The sequence below is a fragment of the Janthinobacterium sp. GW821-FHT03C10 genome (assembly GCF_059420865.1).
Map to the genome: position 1 here is coordinate 1 of NZ_JBWKUN010000006.1, position 18,393 is coordinate 18,393.

The 18,393-nt window shown below is 58.9% G+C and carries 13 protein-coding genes, 1 tRNA gene and 1 pseudogene; 7 read left to right on the top strand and 8 right to left on the bottom strand.

All coding sequences use genetic code 11. The features are described 5' to 3' along the window. A tRNA-Met gene (locus AC07VH_RS19790) sits at positions 1 to 77 on the bottom strand. A 185-nt stretch (positions 78 to 262) separates the two neighbouring features. Between AC07VH_RS19790 and AC07VH_RS19795 the strand changes: the two genes are divergently transcribed. The 3 genes from AC07VH_RS19795 to AC07VH_RS19805 all read left to right on the top strand — a co-directional run bounded on the left by AC07VH_RS19795 (position 263) and on the right by AC07VH_RS19805 (position 2,383). After that, positions 263 to 841 (top strand): NUDIX hydrolase, encoded by a 579-nt coding sequence (locus tag AC07VH_RS19795; RefSeq protein WP_475414603.1) that lies wholly within the window; start codon positions 263 to 265, stop codon positions 839 to 841. Positions 842 to 871: 30 nt separating this feature from the next. Continuing rightward, the gene (gene aat, locus AC07VH_RS19800; RefSeq protein ID WP_494787742.1) at positions 872 to 1,588 is read left to right on the top strand and encodes a leucyl/phenylalanyl-tRNA--protein transferase; all 717 of its coding nucleotides are present in this window, start codon (positions 872 to 874) and stop codon (positions 1,586 to 1,588) included. A gap of 72 nt (positions 1,589 to 1,660) precedes the next feature. Then, a complete protein-coding gene (locus tag AC07VH_RS19805) occupies positions 1,661 to 2,383 on the top strand; it encodes an arginyltransferase (RefSeq protein WP_475418118.1) in 723 nt (240 codons plus the stop codon). A 114-nt stretch (positions 2,384 to 2,497) separates the two neighbouring features. On the opposite strand, the gene AC07VH_RS19810 is transcribed toward AC07VH_RS19805, so the two are convergent. Further along, the gene (locus tag AC07VH_RS19810; protein ID WP_494787743.1) at positions 2,498 to 5,821 is read right to left on the bottom strand and encodes a S41 family peptidase; all 3,324 of its coding nucleotides are present in this window, start codon (positions 5,819 to 5,821) and stop codon (positions 2,498 to 2,500) included. A gap of 203 nt (positions 5,822 to 6,024) precedes the next feature. Here AC07VH_RS19810 and AC07VH_RS19815 point away from each other — a divergent pair, with 203 nt between their 5' ends. Next, complete coding sequence (locus AC07VH_RS19815) at positions 6,025 to 7,074, top strand: quinone-dependent dihydroorotate dehydrogenase (RefSeq protein ID WP_494787744.1); 1,050 nt, start codon at positions 6,025 to 6,027, stop codon at positions 7,072 to 7,074. Between the two features lie 417 nt (positions 7,075 to 7,491). Here the strand turns inward: AC07VH_RS19815 and AC07VH_RS19820 are convergent, their stop codons facing one another. The 3 genes from AC07VH_RS19820 to AC07VH_RS19830 form a co-directional block, all read right to left on the bottom strand. Further along, the gene (locus AC07VH_RS19820) at positions 7,492 to 9,582 is read right to left on the bottom strand and encodes a lamin tail domain-containing protein (RefSeq protein WP_494787745.1); all 2,091 of its coding nucleotides are present in this window, start codon (positions 9,580 to 9,582) and stop codon (positions 7,492 to 7,494) included. 119 nt (positions 9,583 to 9,701) lie between these two features. Then, positions 9,702 to 10,898, bottom strand: a complete 1,197-nt coding sequence (locus AC07VH_RS19825) for a DUF3443 domain-containing protein (protein ID WP_494787746.1) — start codon at positions 10,896 to 10,898, stop codon at positions 9,702 to 9,704. Between the two features lie 13 nt (positions 10,899 to 10,911). Then, positions 10,912 to 11,379, bottom strand: a complete 468-nt coding sequence (locus AC07VH_RS19830; protein WP_494787747.1) for a DUF2844 domain-containing protein — start codon at positions 11,377 to 11,379, stop codon at positions 10,912 to 10,914. A gap of 1,107 nt (positions 11,380 to 12,486) precedes the next feature. Between AC07VH_RS19830 and AC07VH_RS19835 the strand changes: the two genes are divergently transcribed. Next, positions 12,487 to 14,907: a TonB-dependent receptor plug domain-containing protein gene (locus AC07VH_RS19835; RefSeq protein ID WP_494787748.1), complete on the top strand. Its 2,421-nt coding sequence runs from the start codon at positions 12,487 to 12,489 to the stop codon at positions 14,905 to 14,907. A gap of 91 nt (positions 14,908 to 14,998) precedes the next feature. Here AC07VH_RS19835 and AC07VH_RS19840 read toward each other — a convergent pair. Next, positions 14,999 to 15,094: pseudogene (locus tag AC07VH_RS19840) on the bottom strand (FxDxF family PEP-CTERM protein); the annotation flags it as partial. Between the two features lie 812 nt (positions 15,095 to 15,906). On the opposite strand from AC07VH_RS19840, the gene AC07VH_RS19845 reads away from it, so the two are divergent. Continuing rightward, positions 15,907 to 16,029, top strand: coding sequence for a hypothetical protein (locus AC07VH_RS19845; protein ID WP_475414707.1), 123 nt, complete (start codon positions 15,907 to 15,909; stop codon positions 16,027 to 16,029). Next, complete coding sequence (locus tag AC07VH_RS19850; protein ID WP_494787749.1) at positions 16,026 to 16,379, top strand: MmcQ/YjbR family DNA-binding protein; 354 nt, start codon at positions 16,026 to 16,028, stop codon at positions 16,377 to 16,379. The genes AC07VH_RS19845 and AC07VH_RS19850 overlap by 4 nt, the downstream gene beginning before the upstream one ends. On the opposite strand, the gene AC07VH_RS19855 is transcribed toward AC07VH_RS19850, so the two are convergent. Both AC07VH_RS19855 and AC07VH_RS19860 read right to left on the bottom strand, forming a co-directional pair. Further along, positions 16,376 to 17,308 carry a CysB family HTH-type transcriptional regulator gene (locus AC07VH_RS19855; RefSeq protein WP_494787750.1) on the bottom strand — a complete coding sequence of 311 codons (933 nt, stop codon included), beginning with the start codon at positions 17,306 to 17,308 and terminating at the stop codon, positions 16,376 to 16,378. The genes AC07VH_RS19850 and AC07VH_RS19855 overlap by 4 nt on opposite strands. 13 nt (positions 17,309 to 17,321) lie before the next feature. Then, complete coding sequence (locus tag AC07VH_RS19860; RefSeq protein WP_035821525.1) at positions 17,322 to 18,392, bottom strand: sulfate/molybdate ABC transporter ATP-binding protein; 1,071 nt, start codon at positions 18,390 to 18,392, stop codon at positions 17,322 to 17,324. Between the last annotated feature and the right edge of the window lies 1 nt (position 18,393).

Sequence of the window (18,393 nt, forward strand, 5' to 3'; positions counted from 1 at the left end):
TGGTTGCGGGGACAGGATTTGAACCTGTGACCTTCGGGTTATGAGCCCGACGAGCTGCCAGACTGCTCCACCCCGCACTCGAATTATAAGGGCAAACGGGCGGCTTAGGCAATAGCTATCTCAACTTCGCCTGCAATAGAGCCATTTAATTTCAAAGTCCGGCCAATTGCCGATTGGCATTGTGTCCGCCCGTCACGCCACACAGCGCGCAATCGGTGTACAGTAAGCGTTACACTAGACATCCATTTTCCTAAGCCTGCCCATGAAATTCTGCTCCGAATGCGCCCATCCTGTCAGCCTGTCCATTCCGGAAGGCGACAACCGTCCCCGCTATGTGTGCGCCAACTGCGACGCCATCCATTACCAGAACCCGAAAATGGTGGTCGGCTCGATTCCCGTCTGGGAAGAGGATGGCCAGTTGCAGGTCTTGCTGTGCAAGCGGGCCATCGAGCCGCGCCTCGGCTACTGGACCCTGCCGGCCGGCTTCATGGAAAACGACGAAACGACGTCCGACGCGGCCGAGCGCGAAACGGTGGAGGAAGCGGGCGCGAATATCGAGCTGGGTCCCCTGTTTTCGCTGCTCAACGTGCAGCGCGTGCACCAGGTGCACCTGTTCTACCTGGCCCGCCTGCGCGACCTCGATTTCGCGCCCGGCATCGAAAGCCTGGACGTGCGCCTGTTTACGGAAGCGCAGATACCCTGGGATGACCTGGCCTTCCCCACCATCCGCGCCACCCTGGAACTGTTCTTTGCCGACCGCGTGAAAATCCGCGAAGGCGGCAGCTACGGTGTGCATACGGGCGACATCACGCGCCCGATGGCGCGCACGGATGCCGAGTAAGCCCCCATCACCTGCCATTTTTGACGCCGCATGATTCCCTGGCTCGACATCCACACCCCGTTCCCCGACGTCTCGCGCGCCCTCACCGACGAAGCGCCCGGTCTGCTGGCGGCCGGCGCCGACCTGTCGCCCGCGCGCCTGCTCGACGCCTACAAGCGCGGCATCTTCCCCTGGTTTTCCGAGGGCCAGCCCATCCTGTGGTGGAGCACCGATCCGCGCATGGTGCTGATGACGGAGGACTTCAAGGTGTCCGACAGCCTGGCCAAGGCGATCCGCAAGGTCGAGCGCAGCGCCGCCACGGACGGACGCTGGCAGCTGCGCTTCGACGGCGATTTCGACGCCGTCATGCGCGCCTGCGCGGCGCCGCGCAAGGATGGTCCGGGCACCTGGATTTCCGACGACATCATCGCCGGCTACACGGGCTTGCACAAGCTGGGCTATGCGCACTCGTCGGAGCTGTGGCTGGACGGCGAACTGGTGGGCGGCGCGTATGGCGTGTCGATCGGGCGCATGTTCTACGGCGAATCGATGTTCGCCCGCGTTTCGGATGGCTCGAAGATCGCGCTGGCGCACCTCGTGCGCTTTTTGCGGGCGCACGGCGTGGCCATGATTGACTGTCAGCAAGAAACGAAACACCTGGCCTCGCTGGGCGCGGCGCCCATTTCGCGCGCCCGCTTCCTGGCCCATGTAAGGATCGCCATTGAAGCAGCGCAAATCACCGATTGGCATGCTGCGCCGCCGGCGTAAAAAAGCTATGATATCTCCAGGCACACCGCCAGGCACATTTCGATTGCTGCGGACAGACCAGACAGGATCAGCATGACGCACCTGAACGAACTACCGTTTGCCACCCTGCAGTTCTACACGACGGCACCGTATCCGTGCAGCTACCTGGACGATCGCCAGGCCCGCTCCCAGGTGGCCACGCCTTCGCACCTGATCAACAGCGACGTGTATTCGGAACTGGTGCGCAACGGCTTTCGCCGCAGCGGCATTTTCACCTACCGCCCGTATTGCGACGGCTGCCAGGCCTGCATCCCCGTGCGCGTGGTGGCCGGCGAGTTCACGCCGAACCGCAACCAGCGCCGCGCGTGGAGCCGGCACGCCGACCTGCAGGCGGGCGTGGCCACCCTGTCCTTCCTCGACGAGCACTACGAACTGTATCTGCGCTACCAGAGCACGCGCCACGCGGGCGGCGGCATGGACCAGGACAGCCGCGACCAGTACGCGCAATTTTTGCTGCAAAGCCGGGTCAACACGCGCCTGGTGGAGTTCCGCGATGCCGAAGGCACGCTGCGCATGGTCAGCATCATCGACGTGCTGGCCGACGGCCTGTCATCCGTCTACACATTCTTCGATCCCGACGTGCCGGGCGCCTCGTACGGCACCTACAACGTGCTGTGGCAGATCGCCCAGGCGCAGGAACTGGGACTGCCCTACATCTACCTGGGCTACTGGATCGCGCAAAGCCCGAAGATGGCCTATAAAATCAACTTCAAGCCGCTGGAAGCGCGGATCAAGGGGCAGTGGGTCGTCCTGTAAAATCGGGTAGGTCGGATTAGCGGCGGTACACCGCGTAATCCGACACTGCAAAGCCAACAATGGTGTCGGATTACGCTGCGCCTCGGCGGCGCCGCTAATCCGACCTACGCCTTGTTACCTGCTCTTGTCCGGAAACACCGGACGTGCCGGCCGCACGGGCGGATTCTTCGCCAGTTCGGCCTGGATCACCTCGATCGCCTTTTCCAGCTGGGGATCGCGGCCGGCGATGACGTCGGCCGGCGTTTGCTCGACTTCGATATCGGGCGGCACGCCTTCGTTTTCCACGCCCCAGCCGTTTTCGCGCGTCCAGAACGCCAGGTTCGGCGCCGTGATCGTGCCGCCATCCATCAGCACGGGGAAGCCGAGGATGCCCACCAGGCCGCCCCAGGTGGCCTTGCCGATCAGCGGGCCCATGTTGTTCTTGCGGAACATCCACGGCAGCAGGTCGCCGCCCGAGCCGGCCGTCTCGTCGATCAGCATGGCGCGCGGCCCCTGGATCGAGGCGGACGGCGTCTTCATGTCGGCGCCGTAGCGCATGGTCCACCAGGCGATTTCCTTCTTCTGCAGGATCTCGATGTAGTAATCGGCCACGCTGCCGCCGCCATTGAAACGCTCGTCGACGATGATGGCCTGCTTGTCCGCCTGCGGGAAGAAGTAGCGCTTGAAGTAGGTGTGGCCCAGGCCAGCCGTATTCGGCACGTACACGTACGCCACCTTGCCATTGGTGGCCGCATTGACCTTGCGCATATTGCCTTCGATCCAGTCGCGGTTGCGCAAGGCATCTTCCGTCGGCACGGGCACCACGGTGATCGTGCGCGCGCCCTTGCCGTCGGCCGATGGTCCCACGGTCAGGTCGATGGCCTTGCCGGCCGTGTTTTCGAAGGCGCTGTAGATATTCGTCGGCGGCGCCAGCGGGCGGCTGTCGACGGCCAGCAGGTATTCGCCCGCCTTCACGTTCAGGCCCGGCTCCGTCAGCGGCGCGCGCAGGGCCGGATTCCAGTTCAAGCCGCCATACACCTTCTTGAAGCGGTAATGGCCGTCGCTCACTTCGTAATCGGCGCCCAAGAGTCCCCCCGGCACCTTCTTCGCCTCGATGAAATCGTCGCCGCCACCGCCGCGGTGGTGGCCAACGGCCAGTTCGCTGCACATCCACTGGATCAGGCGGTTCAGGTCCGCGCGGCTGGACAACTCGGGCAGGAAGACGGCGTACTTGTCGCGCATGGTCTTCCAGTCCACGCCATGCATGCCCGGGTCATAGAAATAATCGCGATTGATGCGCCACACTTCATTGAAAATCTGCGCCCACTCGGCGCGCGGATCGGCTTTCACTTCGATGGCGTCGACCTTGATCTTGCCTTCGCCCGGCGCCAGCAGCTTGCCCGTGGCAGACCCCATGGCCCAGTTGTCCTTCTGGCGGTACAGCAGCTTCTTGCCATCGGCCGATACTTCGAAATCATCGGCTTCCGCCACCACGGTTTCCGCCTTGCGCTCCTTCAAGTCAAAACGCTGCACGGCCTTCTTGCCGTCGCTTTCGCGCAGCAGGAAGATCTGCCCGGCGGCGCCGGCGGTCAGGCTGGAAAACTGCGCGGCCGGCAGCGGCAGGTCGACGATGCGCGTGGCGATGCCGTCGAAATCGATGTGGATCGGCACCACGGGCGCCACCGCCACTTTCGGGTCGTCGCGGCCCGTCTTCGGATCGATCTTCGGATCGATCTTCGGCTCGTTCTTCGGCTCCGCTTCCGCCTTCGCCGTGTCTTTCCTGCTCTCCGCGCCGGCGGCCTTTTCCTCGTCGCTTTCCTTGATCAGCGGCGACGGCAGGTCGCGCCGCAGCACGGCCATCCACACGGTGCGCGTCACCAGGTTGTCTTCGTTCTGCTGCGAGAACCAGTTGTTGCTGGGGCCCGCATTCGTCGACGCGAAGAAGTACAGGTATTTGCCGCTCTTGTCGAACACGGGCTGGGCCACGTCGGACAGGCCATCGGTCACGGGCATGGACTTGTTCTGCTCGACGGAATAGATGTAGGCGCTGCGCGTGTAGGTGGGCGAATTGAGCGTGTAGGCCAGCCAGCGCGAATCGGGCGCCCACGCGGCGCGCATGCTCTTGTCGACGCCATACATCGGCTCCGTGGCGATTTTTTGCACCTTGCCGTTGCCGATGTCGATCACGTACATGCTCCAGCCATTGTCGGCAAACGCGATCTTCCTGCTGTCGGGCGACCAGACGGCGTTGTCATAGAAGCCGCTGCCATTGAGCTTGAACTTGCGCACGGCGCCCTTGCCGTCCTGCGCGCGCACATGCAGCTCGTATTCGCCCGACTCGTCCGAGAAATACGCGACGGAGCGGCCATCGGGCGACCAGATCGGCGTGCGCTCGTGGGCGCCGGCCGTCTGCGTCAGGTTGCGCACGTCGCCCTTGTCGGCGGGGATGGTGACGATCTCGCCCCGGTATTCGAAGGCGATGCGCGCGCCCGACGGCGAAATCGAGGCGTCGCGGATGTATTTCGCGTTCTTCACCCAGCGGGCGCGCGTCTGTCCCAGGTCGCTGGCCACGCCGATGGTCAGCTTGCGCGCCTGGCCGCTGGCGATGTCAAACGAGTGCAGATAGCCGGCCTGCTCGTAGACGATGGTGCCGTTCGCGGCCGACGCGTTCAGCACGGGGAAATCCTTGTGCCGCGTCAGCTGGCGCACGGCTTTCGTCTTGACGTCGTAGGCAAACAGGTTGAATTCGCCGTTGCGGTCGGAGCGGAAGTACACGGTGTCCTTGATCCACATGGGGTCGACGTCGTTCGAGCGCGTGGTCGGCTGGGGGATTTTTTCGATCGACTTGTCGCTGGACGAAAACAGCCACAGCCAGGAATTGGTGCCGCCCCGGTAGCGCTTCCACTGCTTGAAGGCAGGCATCAGCGGGTTGTAGGCGATGCGCTTGCCATCGGGCGAATACGTGGCGCGCGACGCGTTCGGGATTTCCAGCTGCGTTTCCACGCCGCCCGCCACGGGCACCGTAAACAGCTTCTGGAAGCGGTTGTTGAAGGCGGCGCGGGGCGAAGTGAACATCACGGCCTGGCCATCGGGCGTGAACGATTGCGCCAGGTCGGCGCCCGGGTGGAAGGTCAGGCGGCGCGGCACGCCGCCCGCCGCCGCGATCACATACACGTCGACATTGCCGTCGATGTTCGCGCTATACGCGATCAGGCTGCCGTCGGGCGAAAACACGGGGTTCGATTTGTCGCCCAGGTCGGAAGTGAGACGCCGCGCGCCGCCGCCGTCGAGGTTCGATAGCCATACGTCGCCCGCATAGATGAAGGCGATGTGGCGGCTGGAGACGGCCGGTTCACTCAGCATGCGGGTGTCCTGCGTATTGGGCAAGGCCAGGGCCGGGTGGCTCAGCAGCAGTGCGCTGGCGGCCGCGATGGCGGTCAGGATGCGTGTCTTTTTCAATCGATGTCTCGCTTATGAAGTGAAGGGAACAGGGAAGAAACAGGAAAGTCCGCGGCCGGATGCGAATTAGCAAGGACTCAATATTGCATCAGACCAACAAGAACTATACACCCGGCAGCCGCGCGGAACACGGTAAAATACGGCACTTATTTCGCGCGCCGCCAGCCCTTCCCGGCAGCCCGCATACCTACTCAAAGCGCCCCATGTCTGAAAAATTCCTGTACTCCCTCGCCCGTCCCCTGCTGTTTTCGATGGATGCCGAAGCGGCCCATCATTTCACCTTGCCCGCCCTGAAACGCGCCAGCGCGCTGGGCCTGACGAAGCTGGCCGGCAAACCGGCGGCGGACCCGCGCACGGTGATGGGCATCACCTTCCCCAATCCAGTAGGCCTGGCCGCCGGCCTGGACAAGGATGGCGCCTACATCGACGCGCTGGCCGACCTGGGTTTCGGCTCGATCGAAGTGGGCACCGTCACGCCGCGCGCGCAGGCGGGCAATCCGCAACCGCGCATGTTCCGCCTGCCGCAGGCGCAGGGCATCATCAACCGCATGGGTTTCAACAATGGCGGCGTGGACGCGTTTGTTGCCAACGTGCAGGCGTCGAAGTTTTACCAGGAACGCGCCGGCGTGCTGGGCCTGAACATCGGCAAGAACGCCGACACGCCGATCGAGCGGGCGGCCGACGACTATCTGCTGTGCCTGGAAAAAGTCTACCCCTACGCCAGCTATGTGACGGTAAACATCTCGTCGCCGAACACGAAGAATTTGCGCCAGCTGCAGGGCGCGTCGGAACTCGACGCCCTGCTGTCGCAACTGAAGGACGCGCAGGCGCGCCTGGCGGACAAGCACAAGCGCTACGTGCCGCTGGCCCTGAAGATCGCCCCGGACATGGATGGCGAGCAGGTGAAAAGCATCGCCGAGTCGCTCACGCGCCACCAGATCGACGGCGTCATCGCCACCAACACGACTCTGTCGCGCAGCGCCGTCGAAGGCATGCCGCACGGCGCGGAAGCGGGCGGCCTGTCGGGCGCGCCCGTGTTCGAATTGTCGAACAATGTGATCCGCCTGCTGAAAGCGGAACTGGGCGACGCCTTGCCCATCATCGGCGTGGGCGGCATCATGCAGGGCAAGGATGCTTTGGCCAAGTTCGAGGCGGGCGCGCAACTGGTGCAGCTGTACAGCGGCCTGATTTACGCCGGTCCCGCCCTGATCAAGGATTGCGCGCGCGCGCTGCGCGGCAAACAGGCGGCATGATAGACAAGGTCAGACTCGGTTCCAGCAGCCTGGAAGTGAGCGGGATCTGCCTGGGCACGATGACCTTCGACGAGCAGCTTAGCGAAGCCGAAGCGCACAGCCAACCCGACTAGGCGCGCGGCGTCAACTGCATCGATATGGCGGAAGCGGTAATGCGAGGTGCCTGGAAAACGCCAGGGTAGCACTGATTCATTCAATTTCTGGAAATTTGCCGCTTTAGAAATCCCAAACCCCTACATGAATTTCAAGCGAAAATCCGAACGAATCAGCCACTCACTCAGCGTTCCAGGTCCTGTTCGCGATGGGCGGTGCGGTGGCAGAGGGAATACCAAGTTCTCCTTGCCGCCAAGCCAGGCATATTCTTTTCCAGGCATCACCGCCACATTATAAACACATTCCACGTTCAAAAAATCATCATTAATGAAGGGGAGCTGCCAGTGATTCTTCCGTTGCAACGGTACCTATGATGAGTTGAGGCTTTACGTTAGGCCTGGCAAGACGTTTTGCGTAGCCACTGGTCGTAGGGTCTTTATAATTTCTCCCTACTACAAGCTTAATTGCCGCCCAATCATTATGATCTTTAATGACACCTCCTACCGCATGATCAGAAATAAATTTTTGATAAGTAGATGTTTCTTTCATATTATTTGCATTCCAATCGCCATAGACGCCCGGATCCGCACCACGTCCGATATAGGCATTTTCATCGACAGCATATTCATCTAAACTACCTCCACTTCCATCCGAATAATCAATCTTCATATTCGGGGTACTGCAAGGACCATTAACCAAATTACAAAGTCCAAATGAACCTTGCCTATAATATCCAGGCACAGCATAATTGTAGCCAACTATTTGATTACCGATACGTATTGCGTTGACATTTGTAGAGTAGTTATTCCGCGAATGATAGAAACGCTCCAGTACACCAATCTCTTTGGCCGAAGATGGCAATCCATTAAGCTGATACAAATAATTCATGACACTAAAATAATTTGGTTTACGGTGATCATGAACGTCGCCCCCATGACGTAATCCAAGCGTATGGCCCAATTCATGCATGATCGTGCTAGCCTGGGTATTTATTCGAAAATTAAGATACTCCTGACCTGCAGGAAAGGCGCCAGGAAGCAAGTCTGTCATTGTCACCTGAAATTTATTTCCAGGAAGTTCGGCAAGGCCAGAAGCAGTTGAGACCGTAGGTTTATTCTTGCTGGCCATTAAAGCATATCGAAAGATCGCTCTGCGACGTACATCCACGGCACTGGAATAGGCATATAAATTTTTGCAGCCTGATTCAAGTGCGTTAAGACCATAAACAGAATCAGCAAGTGGTGATGTAAGTTGAGTGCAGGGATCAAGGCGCTGCTCATGCGATACATTACCAGACAAATTATAATTTACCGCATCAAACGTCGGGGAGAACTTATTTCCAGCATCAAAATGCACAGAAATCTTACGCTGATTCGCCTGAAAAGCATCTACAATATTTTTTAGTGCGGCGCTCTGCAAGTCGATGATTGGATTGCTCGGATCCAGCATATAGCCGATGTGAATAAATAGATCTCTTTGCCCCGGACGCGCGCCCATACCATACAAGTCCAGGCCCGCAAAAGTTCCACCATTGACCTTCGCGGAATCTGGAATCCCATCTTTATCACTATCCGTTGCAGTTCCGTCCACGTCGTTTTTGCCGCCAGGGGTGGGAAACCCCACCAAGGTCCAGTCATTGTTTGTACCCGTTGTCCTGAGTTTATTGCTCAGTCGCACTATTGACGCACTGTTATGATCAAGGGGATCGAACGAGAAACTTACTTCATGGGTTATTCTTTCCGGGAACGCTGCGACATTTTCTACACTCTTAACGCTGCCATTATTCCAGAAATTGGCCGTCACCGGACTAGTCATTTCCGTTCCAAATCGGACAAAATCGGCCGTTTTCACATTATTGGCATCTGTTGCATCAAGTAGTTCCACAAAGCCAGTCGCATCGGTCCAATAAGGAACATACTTTCCTGTAGCGTCAATAATATAGGCGTGGCCTGTCTTATTGGCTGTAATATATTGCTGTTCGGCATCGGTCAAGCCCGTATAATCTCTTCCTGCCAAGACAAAATACCCGCCTGCAGGAATCATTATTTTCGGCAGGTTAAATATCACAGGCACCGGGCTTACGTCTATGGAGGACAATGAATTTTTGTACAATTGGGAGTAGTTAGAAACATTCAGCCCCCCTGATCGCAACTTGTAGGCACTCAAATCAATTGCTGTGCTCGAGTTATTATATACCTCAAGCCATGCGGAACCCTTATCGCGTCTATAGTTTGCGGCAACTTCGCTGATTAACAATCCTTCTTTTGCGGCAATAGGTGCACCCCGGGCAGCTAGTTGCGATTTAACTTGAGCTCCCGGCTCCGCTCCTTTTTCAGCATCGCCTCCGCAGCCGTTTAAAATACCGGCAATGGCAAATACCGTACAACTCATGAGAAATACTCTCAGTTTAATCATTTCATTTCCTTTTTTTACTTATATGAAATTAAATTTAAAACCTTCACCTCAACCCGGCGCCATTCCTCCTTTCATTTAAGATACTTTAGTATTGCGTGTGAAATTCCAAGGTCAAAATTTCAATATGCGACGTAGGGACCTACCGTACCGGCAGCGTCCATTCCTTCAATCGCAGTGTAGACTGTACGGCCAAAGAAAAAAGAAAGTCCCCAGATAAAATCCCTAGCGTCTACGCCTATTCCGGTTTGCTTACCAAACACAGTACTGTTTCCCGTAGCCACATCAAAATTAATAGAACCGCTGCGTCCGTTGGCTCCGGTATTGACCGCACTACGACTCAAGCTGGAACTCGGGCAGTAAAATACCAACATTCTGGCTGCATTGTTGCAAACAGCTATGGCGGGATCGTCGAAAAATAAAGCATTCGAACCTGTATCAAAATATCCTTGCAATACTCGCCCCTGATATACTGTTTCAAGATTTCCCACACTGCTTAAGGTATAGATGTTGGCGCTACCCAGAGAATTATTTGATTGTGTGCCGATGCCAAAAGTCAAAAGGCCGGTAGCACTGGCAACACCCTTGGCATCAATTTCTGGCAATTGCAACACTATGCCATTGTTATTTTTTTGAAATGATGCGACTGGATTGCTTACCTGCTTGGCTAACGGCATCGCCGTGGATCTGCAATCTTGGTCCGAGCAGGCGTAATACCATCCCTCTACATTGCGATCGGCGCAATTCGCTCCGCAATCCTGCACGAATGACGCGACGCCAAGCACCCCATTGGCATGAAAAGTTTCCACGGTGTTTTGTGGGTTTAGGGCACTGGAGCAGCCACTAGGTACAGAGGGAAAGGTATTATCGCCAATGATCTGTATTGGAATGTTGCGGCCGACCTCGCCAGCCATACGCACATCTGCCTGTTTCACGGAGCCCCAACTGTAACCATCGGCAAATTTGGTGCACTCTGCGATAGGTCTGCCTTCTGTATTAAGCATCGCTGGCAGCGGTACATTTGCAGCGAATGCCGAGGAAATTATTCGCAGACCGATTGAGCCTGTATCAAGCAAGATATGATCAATCGTTTGACATTGCGTGGAACTGCCAGGCACGCAAACAGTGATTGAAACGTAGGGCGTATTGATTGCATTGATTGATTTTCCAGAAATCAAGGGGCCGCTATCGACCACCACTGCAACGGTGTTTGCGGGAAGTTCAACGGTATTTGTGGATGGCGGCGCCGTGTTCCCAACGCGATTTTCGTTACCGCAAGCCTGCAGCAGCAGGAACAACGCTAATATCAGGAAGCGCATTATTTTCTTCCTGTTAGCGAATATCGTCTGAAGTCACGCCTTGCGGCAGCAGGCCCGGCACATATGCACTTCCAGCGAACGAACGCATATGACCTCCGGAACGGAGTACTAATTGGTCGGACTGAATTGCAACACCACGCTGACCTGATTTCCGCTGGCTAGCGGCAAACGCATATTGATCGGCATAGCTGCCCAGCAACTGTCGCAGGTCTGGCATGTTTGGCCCTTGCCAGCTGACAGCGAATACAACATTACCGGCATTGATGTATTCCCGCACCGTAGTGCCTGATTGGTCTATTTTTTCGTTAATCGCATAATTGCGATAGTTGCTCATGCGGCCGCTAACCTTGGACTGCGCTCCATTTCCCGCTTTAGCGTTACTAGCCGGCGCGACCACAGGAGCACCTAGCGTCGCAAATGCTGGCGTCGATTGCAAAAACAGCGACACACATGCGGGCCCGGAAAATATAAAAAACTTCATAGATTCGACTTTTCCTGAATATTGTTATGGATCGCCGCGACCACTCTGAACGCGGTGTATATTTTTATCCAAAAAATTAAACTTCCACGGATATTGCGCGCCTTGTCAATGTTTCCGATCTGCGGAATTTCTGATTAATTTCGTTTTTCCTTTTAAAGCCCCACGCAAGTATTTTTTTCAAAACCACGCTCATTGAATTATTTAAATAAACCGAGTTTTGAAATTATTAATTAATTAGCGTATTGAATTGTCGAATTCCAAATAATTTCCGCCAATCGGCACCATTAATTGTCATTTGAGCACTTACAGACTAATGTGAAGTTGGCATCAAAAAAATAGGACCAGTCCTATTTTTGATCTCTAGCGGGGCTCTGTTGCACAAATCCTACGCGGCGTTGCCTGAGTCAACGTTCAGGAAGAGTGTCAGGATGAACACACCGGCCAAACCGAAGCGCTACTCGAAAAGCCTCCCCAGTTCCGGCATGATGTCGTCGGAGCATTTCTGATCTCCCCTGGCCGTGATGGGCAAGCTGAGCGACCAAAGCAAGATCGTCCACATCGGCGTGTCGAACGAGGCGCCGTGAGGCGTGTGCGAATACTTCAAGCAAGCCGAGCTGAAAGACTTGCCGCGCATCGTTTCCGTCCAGAACCTGTACAAGCTGACGCACGCCATGTCGAGACGAGCTGCTCGATGGCAGCTGACGGCGAAATACCTCTGCCATCATCGGCGTCACCAGCGTGTAACAGTGGCGGCAGAATATGCACGCGCATCCAGTCGCGCTGTCGCCGGAACTGGCGGGGACGGTGAACGCCACCTATGCCAGTGCGCCTAATCCGGGGCAGCAGGCGCCCGGCTCTCCTATACATAGTCGCTTTTATACAACAGCTGCCAATTTACTGCTGTGCAGCATTGCGGCCTTGCCTTGCCCGGCCGTATGCTGGAAACGAGGCCATATGCGCTACGCGCACCATGTTGACGTCTTTCAGATATTTATTGCATATCGATAGACAGAACGATTCGTAAGCACGCCGCGTGCCCACTGTTAATCTGATTGCATCACCGGACCGCCATGGTCCGCGCAACCACCAACCGAAGAGATATCGTCGATGAGTTCAAGCAACGCCCGCTCCCAGCTTCCCGCCCTCCCCGTAAAAACCGTCATCGCCGCCAGCCTGGTCGCCTGCTTCAGCCTGCCGATGCAGGCGCAAGCGCAGCAAGAGCTGCCGGCCGAAGGCGAATTGCAATCGGTGGTGGTCACCGGCACCTTCGCCAAGAACCGCCGCACCATCGATTCCGAATCGCCGATCGACATCCTCACTTCGCGCGACCTGCAAAGCACGGGATCGGGCGAACTGGCCACCGTGCTGGCGCGCCTGCTGCCGTCGCTGAACTTCGCCCGCGCCACGGGCGCCGACGCCAGCGACGCCGTGCGTCCGGCCCAGTTGCGCGGCCTGTCGCCCGACCAGACCCTGGTACTGGTGAACGGCAAGCGCCGCTACACCTCGGCCGTCGTCAACGTCAATGGTTCGCTGGGCCGCGGCTCGGCGCCCGTCGATCTGAACGCCATCCCCTTGGCCGCCATCGACCACGTGGAAGTGCTGCGCGATGGCGCCGCGGCCCAGTACGGCTCCGACGCGATCGCCGGCGTGATCAACATCATCCTGAAAAAAGGCGCGGCCGGCGGCGATGTCGAAGTGGGCTATGGCCAGACGCAGGAACGCGACGGCAAGCAAAAATCCATCAAGGGTTCGGCCGGCTTCGCCCTGGGCGACGACGGCTGGGTGCGCGTCTCGGCCGAAGTGGCGGAACGCGACCCGACCAACCGCGCCGGCGCCGACTTCCGCAATCCGCTGGAGCCGCGCTACGGCAAGGTCAACCAGCGCTATGGCGACCCGGAAAGCAAGCCGGCAACGATTTTCCTCAACAGCGAATACCGCATCAGCGACAATCTCGACTGGTATGCCTTCGGCAACTACGGCAAGCGCGACACCTCGGCCGCCGCCACCTGGCGCACGGCGCTGATCCAGGATTCCAACACCAAGGTGTACTCGCAGCGCACGCCGATCTTCCCGGAAGGCTTTTTGCCGCTGCAAAACAGCACCCTGACGGACCAGTCCTTGGTGACGGGCTTGCGCGGCGAAGCGGCCGGCTGGCGCTGGGATGCCAGCCTCAATTACGGCAGCAACAAGTTCGAACTGGACCTGGACAATACGGTCAACCAGGCGCTGGGCGCCAACAGCCCCACGCATTTCTATGCCGGCTCGCTGAAGAACGAGCAGACCGTGTTCAACCTCGATGCGGCACGCGAATTCCCCGTCGCGTTCTTTTCCGGTCCGCTGACGGTGGCCGTGGGCGCCGAGGCGCGCCATGAAAAGTACACGATCGGCGCCGGCGATGAAGCGTCGTACACGGGCGGCGGTTCGCAAGGCTTTGCCGGCTTCCGTCCTGTCAACGCGGGCAGCCACTCGCGCCACAACGAGTCGATCTATGTGAACCTGGAAGCGGAAGCGACGAAGAAACTGTCGGGCGGCGTGGCGTTGCGCCATGAGCGCTACAGCGATTTCGGCAGCACCACCTCGGCCAAGGGCTCGGCCCGCTATGCGTTCACCGATGCGCTGTCCCTGCGCGGCACCGTGTCGAGCGGCTTCCGCGCGCCATCCTTGGCGCAGCAGTACTACACCATCACCACCACCAACTTCCAGGTCATCAACGGCAACAATACGGCCATCGAGACGGGCACCTTCGCCGTGAATACGCCGCAGGCGCGCGCCCTCGGAGCGCAAGACCTGAAGCCGGAAAAGGCCCGCAACTACAGCCTGGGCCTGCAGTTCCAGCCCAGCCGCAACTTCACCACGACGGTCGACGCCTACCGCATCGACATCGACAACCGCATCCTGTTCTCGGCCAACCTGGCGCTGAACGACAAGCTCAAGGCCCAGCTGGCGACGCAAGGCTCGACCGTGGGCGCGGCGCGCTACTTCACCAACGCCGTCGATACGCGCACGGAAGGCGTGGACATCGTCAGCACCTACCGCATCGACCTGCAGGACAAGGACCGCCTGGACCTCACCGTGGCGTACAACCACAACAAGAGCACGGTACGGAAAATCGCCGACAATCCGGCCATCCTGACGGCCAACAACCTGAAACTGATCGACCGCCAAAGCATCGACCGCATCACGGTGGCGTCGCCGAAGGACAAGTTCAGCCTGGCCGCCGACTACGGCTTCGGCATCTGGAATGCGCACGGCGTCGTGACGCGCTACGGCAGCTTCACCGTGCCGCAAAACGACGTCAAGCTGGACCAGACGTATGACCCGCAATGGGTGCTGGACGTCTCCGGTTCCGTGAAACTGGGCAAGAACTGGCGTCTGGTGGCCGGCATCGACAACGTCACCAACCGCTATCCGGCGCAAGTGACGAGCGCGGGCAACCTGAACGTCAACGGTACCCAGCCGTACAGCATCTTCGCGCCGAACGGCTTCAACGGCCGCTATTACTACGCCAAGGCTGGCTATAGCTGGTAAATCCCCCCCTGCCATGCAAAAAGCCCGGAACGCATCGCGTTTCCGGGCTTTTTTTCATGCTTTAGCACAAGCGCCCGCAGGCGCCTCAGGCTCAGGCGCGGCGGCGGCGCGCGACAAAACCGACCAGGCCCAGGCCCAGCATCAGCATGCCGTAGGTCGCTGGCTCAGGCACGGCCGATACCGAACTGTAGGCGCGGAAATTGCTCAGGCCGCGCGGCAGGTTGGCAATGCTGAAAACCGTATTCGCGGCCAGCGGCGTGTCCCAGTGGAACAGCAGTTCGCCACGGCCATAATGCACGGCCAGGTAGTCGAAGCTGGAGTTGACGGTGAACGAACCGGACTTGCCGCTTTCCAGGTCGCCCTGGGCGGCAAAGACCAGCGAGCCGGTACCGCTGGAAGGCAGACCAAACTTGCTGCTGACCAAGCTCTGGATGGCGGCCGCGCTTTGCGCGCCGGACGGGTTGGCGCCGTCATAGACCCAGACCGAGTCCGCTGCCACGCTGCCGTAGGTGACGGTCTTGCCGCCCACCGAGAAGCCGCTCATGGCGGGATCGGTGATTTCCACCCAGCTTGCGGCCTGGGCCAATGGCGCCAGGAAAGCCGAAACGCTCAGGCACAGACCCAGCAGCGCATGTTTAGTCGTATTCATAATTTCCCCTATTGATAAATTTCAAAAATTACAACGTTGATTATATTTTTGTTATATTTCTTTGCGATTGGACAAAAGATATCATTCAAGAAACCAAAGTGCAATAAAAGAAACAAATTTTACCATTGGCATTTTCAATCGGCCCCATCAGTTTCTTACCGAGAACGGCTATCACGGGGCGTGCTACCATCCTTGCCGCGACCGGACGCCGCTTCAGGAAGCAAGATTGTTGTAGATCGGCACATCCCAAGCGGTGGTGTAGCCCTGCGGCAACCAGCATGAAGGAAGGCGTGGTCATCCTGACACGCAATCGGCTACCATGGGTTCACTCTTCTTGATATCGGATAACCATGCCCAGCTGGCACCTGGCCGACGCAGCCGACCTGGCGGCGCGCGCCCCCTCCACCATCTATAAATCGCCGCCCGAGGCCATCGCCCACAACACGCAACCATGCATGGCGGTGGACGAATGACGACAGATGAACTGAAGGAATTTTGCGCGGCCCTGCCCGGCGCGCAAGCCGTACTGTACGGTGCGCCGTCGAACATCCTCATGTATGAGGTAAGCGGCAAGAAGTTTGCCTATTTCAAGACCAGCGCGCCGGAACAATGGCGCTTCAGCCTGCGCGTCAGCGCCGGGCGCTTCATCGAACTGACGGACATGCCGGGCGTGAAACCGGCCCGCTACATGGGCCGCTTTCACTGGATCACCATCGTCGACGTGGCGCGCTTCCCGGCCGATTACCTGGCGGAACTGGTGCAGGATAGCCATGCGCGCGCCGTGGCCAGCCTGACCCGCGCACAGCGGGCCGCGCTGGCTTAAAGAGCGTCCTCGCCCGCCATGGCGCGGTCGATGTCTTCGCGCGTCAGGTCCGGCGCCAGCTGCAGGATGAACTCGTAGGCGTAGGCGCGCAGGTAGGCGCCGCGGCGCACGGCCAGGCGCGTCGTATTGGTGGCGAACAGGTGCGATGCTTCCACGGCCCGCAGCCCCTTGTCGCGGCCATGGTCGAAGGCCATTGAGGCGACGATGCCCACGCCCAGCCCCAGCGCCACGTATTGCTTGATGACGTCGGAATCCATGGCCGTGAGGATGATGTCGGTCGTCACGCCCGCCTTGGCGAACGCATCGTCGATATGGCCGCGGCCCGTAAAACCCTTGTCGTAGGTAATCAGCGGGTATTTCGCCAGGTCTTCCAGGCGGATCGGCGAATGTTCGAGCAGCGGATGGCCGTCCGGCACGACGATCAGATGGCTCCAGCGGTAGCACGGGAACGACACGAGGTCGGGGAACTGGCTCAGGCCTTCCGTGGCGATGCCGATATCGGTCTTGCCCGAGAGCACCCATTCCGCGATATGTTCCGGTGCGCTTTGCTGCAGCGCGATGCGCACCTCGGGGAAGGCGGCGCGGAAACTCTGCACCACTTTCGGCAGCGCATAGCGCGCCTGCGTGTGCGTGGCCGCCACCGACAAGGTGCCGCTGGTCTGGCCGCTGTATTCGAGGCTGGCCTGCTGCAGGTTTTCCGCCTCGATCAGCAGGCGGTCGACGATTTTCAAAATGCCCTTGCCCGGTTCCGTCAAGCCCGTCAAGCGCTTGCCGTTGCGCTCGAAAATCACCACGCCCAGCTCGTCCTCGAGTTCGCGGATCTGCCGGCTCACGCCCGGCTGCGACGTGAACAGGGCATTCGCCACTTCCGTCAGGTTATAGCCGCGGCGGGCCGCTTCGCGGATCGAACGCAGTTGTTGAAAGTTCATATATTTTCAGCCTTTAGGTTCTTGTTGGTTCAACGAACACGTGGAGGCGTTTCGGGCGGACAACCAGCGTTTCGCCTTCCTTCAGCTGCAGATGGGTAAAACGCTCGTTCGACATCACCGCTTCGATCAGCTCGCTGTTATCGACGCGCTGCAAATCCAGCTGGGCCAGCGGGCCGATCGCATGGGCGCGGCTCAGCTTCACCACGATGCCTTCGGCGCCCTGCGTGTAGCGGTCGATTTCCAGGTCGTGCGGACGCACATAGGCCGTGCCCTTGCTGTCGCTCACGCCCGCGTAATCGGGCACTTCGAAGCTGGCGTCGCCGGTCGCCATCACGCCGTCATGCACGCGGCCGTGGAACAGGTTGACGTTGCCCAGGAAGCCATACACGAACGGCGAGGCCGGGTGGTTGTAGACTTGCTCAGGCGAACCCAATTGCTCGACCGTGCCCTTGTTCATCAACACGACCTGGTCGGCCACTTCCAGCGCCTCTTCCTGGTCATGCGTCACAAAAATGCTGGTGACGTGCAGATCGTCATGCAGGCGGCGCAGCCAGCGGCGCAATTCCTTGCGCACCTTGGCATCCAGGGCGCCGAACGGCTCGTCGAGCAGCAGCACGCGCGGCTCGACAGCCAGGGCGCGCGCCAGGGCGATACGCTGGCGTTGTCCGCCCGACAGTTGCGGCGGATAGCGGTCGGCCAGCCAGTCCAGCTGCACCAGTTCCAGCAAATCTTTCACTTTACGGCGGATCTGGTCTTCCGACGGGCGCTCGCTGCGCGACTTCACGCGCAAGCCAAAGGCCACGTTCTCGAACACGGTCATGTGCTTGAACAGCGCATAGTGTTGAAATACGAAACCGACTTGCCGCTCGCGCACGTGGCGGTTCGACGCGTCTTCCGCATCGAGCAGCACCTGGCCGCTGTCAGGGTGTTCCAGACCGGCTATGATGCGCAGCAAAGTCGTCTTGCCGCAACCCGACGGGCCCAGCAGGGCCGTCAGTTCGCCGGCGGGAAAGTCCAGCGAGATATTGTCGAGGGCGACGAAATCACCGAAACGTTTATTGATGTTTTTAACTGCGATGGTCATA

Excerpts from the sequence above, each read along its gene's own strand:
- AC07VH_RS19820 (WP_494787745.1), bottom strand. The coding sequence starts at position 9,582 with ATGATTAAACTGAGAGTATTTCTCATGAGTTGTACGGTATTTGCCATT.
- AC07VH_RS19850 (WP_494787749.1), top strand. The coding sequence starts at position 16,026 with ATGACGACAGATGAACTGAAGGAATTTTGCGCGGCCCTGCCCGGCGCG.
- AC07VH_RS19795 (WP_475414603.1), top strand. The coding sequence starts at position 263 with ATGAAATTCTGCTCCGAATGCGCCCATCCTGTCAGCCTGTCCATTCCG.
- AC07VH_RS19805 (WP_475418118.1), top strand. The coding sequence starts at position 1,661 with ATGACGCACCTGAACGAACTACCGTTTGCCACCCTGCAGTTCTACACG.
- AC07VH_RS19855 (WP_494787750.1), bottom strand. The coding sequence starts at position 17,308 with ATGAACTTTCAACAACTGCGTTCGATCCGCGAAGCGGCCCGCCGCGGC.
- AC07VH_RS19845 (WP_475414707.1), top strand. The coding sequence starts at position 15,907 with ATGCCCAGCTGGCACCTGGCCGACGCAGCCGACCTGGCGGCGCGCGCC.
- AC07VH_RS19835 (WP_494787748.1), top strand. The coding sequence starts at position 12,487 with ATGAGTTCAAGCAACGCCCGCTCCCAGCTTCCCGCCCTCCCCGTAAAA.
- AC07VH_RS19815 (WP_494787744.1), top strand. The coding sequence starts at position 6,025 with ATGTCTGAAAAATTCCTGTACTCCCTCGCCCGTCCCCTGCTGTTTTCG.
- AC07VH_RS19830 (WP_494787747.1), bottom strand. The coding sequence starts at position 11,379 with ATGAAGTTTTTTATATTTTCCGGGCCCGCATGTGTGTCGCTGTTTTTG.
- AC07VH_RS19860 (WP_035821525.1), bottom strand. The coding sequence starts at position 18,392 with ATGACCATCGCAGTTAAAAACATCAATAAACGTTTCGGTGATTTCGTC.
- AC07VH_RS19825 (WP_494787746.1), bottom strand. The coding sequence starts at position 10,898 with ATGCGCTTCCTGATATTAGCGTTGTTCCTGCTGCTGCAGGCTTGCGGT.
- aat (WP_494787742.1), top strand. The coding sequence starts at position 872 with ATGATTCCCTGGCTCGACATCCACACCCCGTTCCCCGACGTCTCGCGC.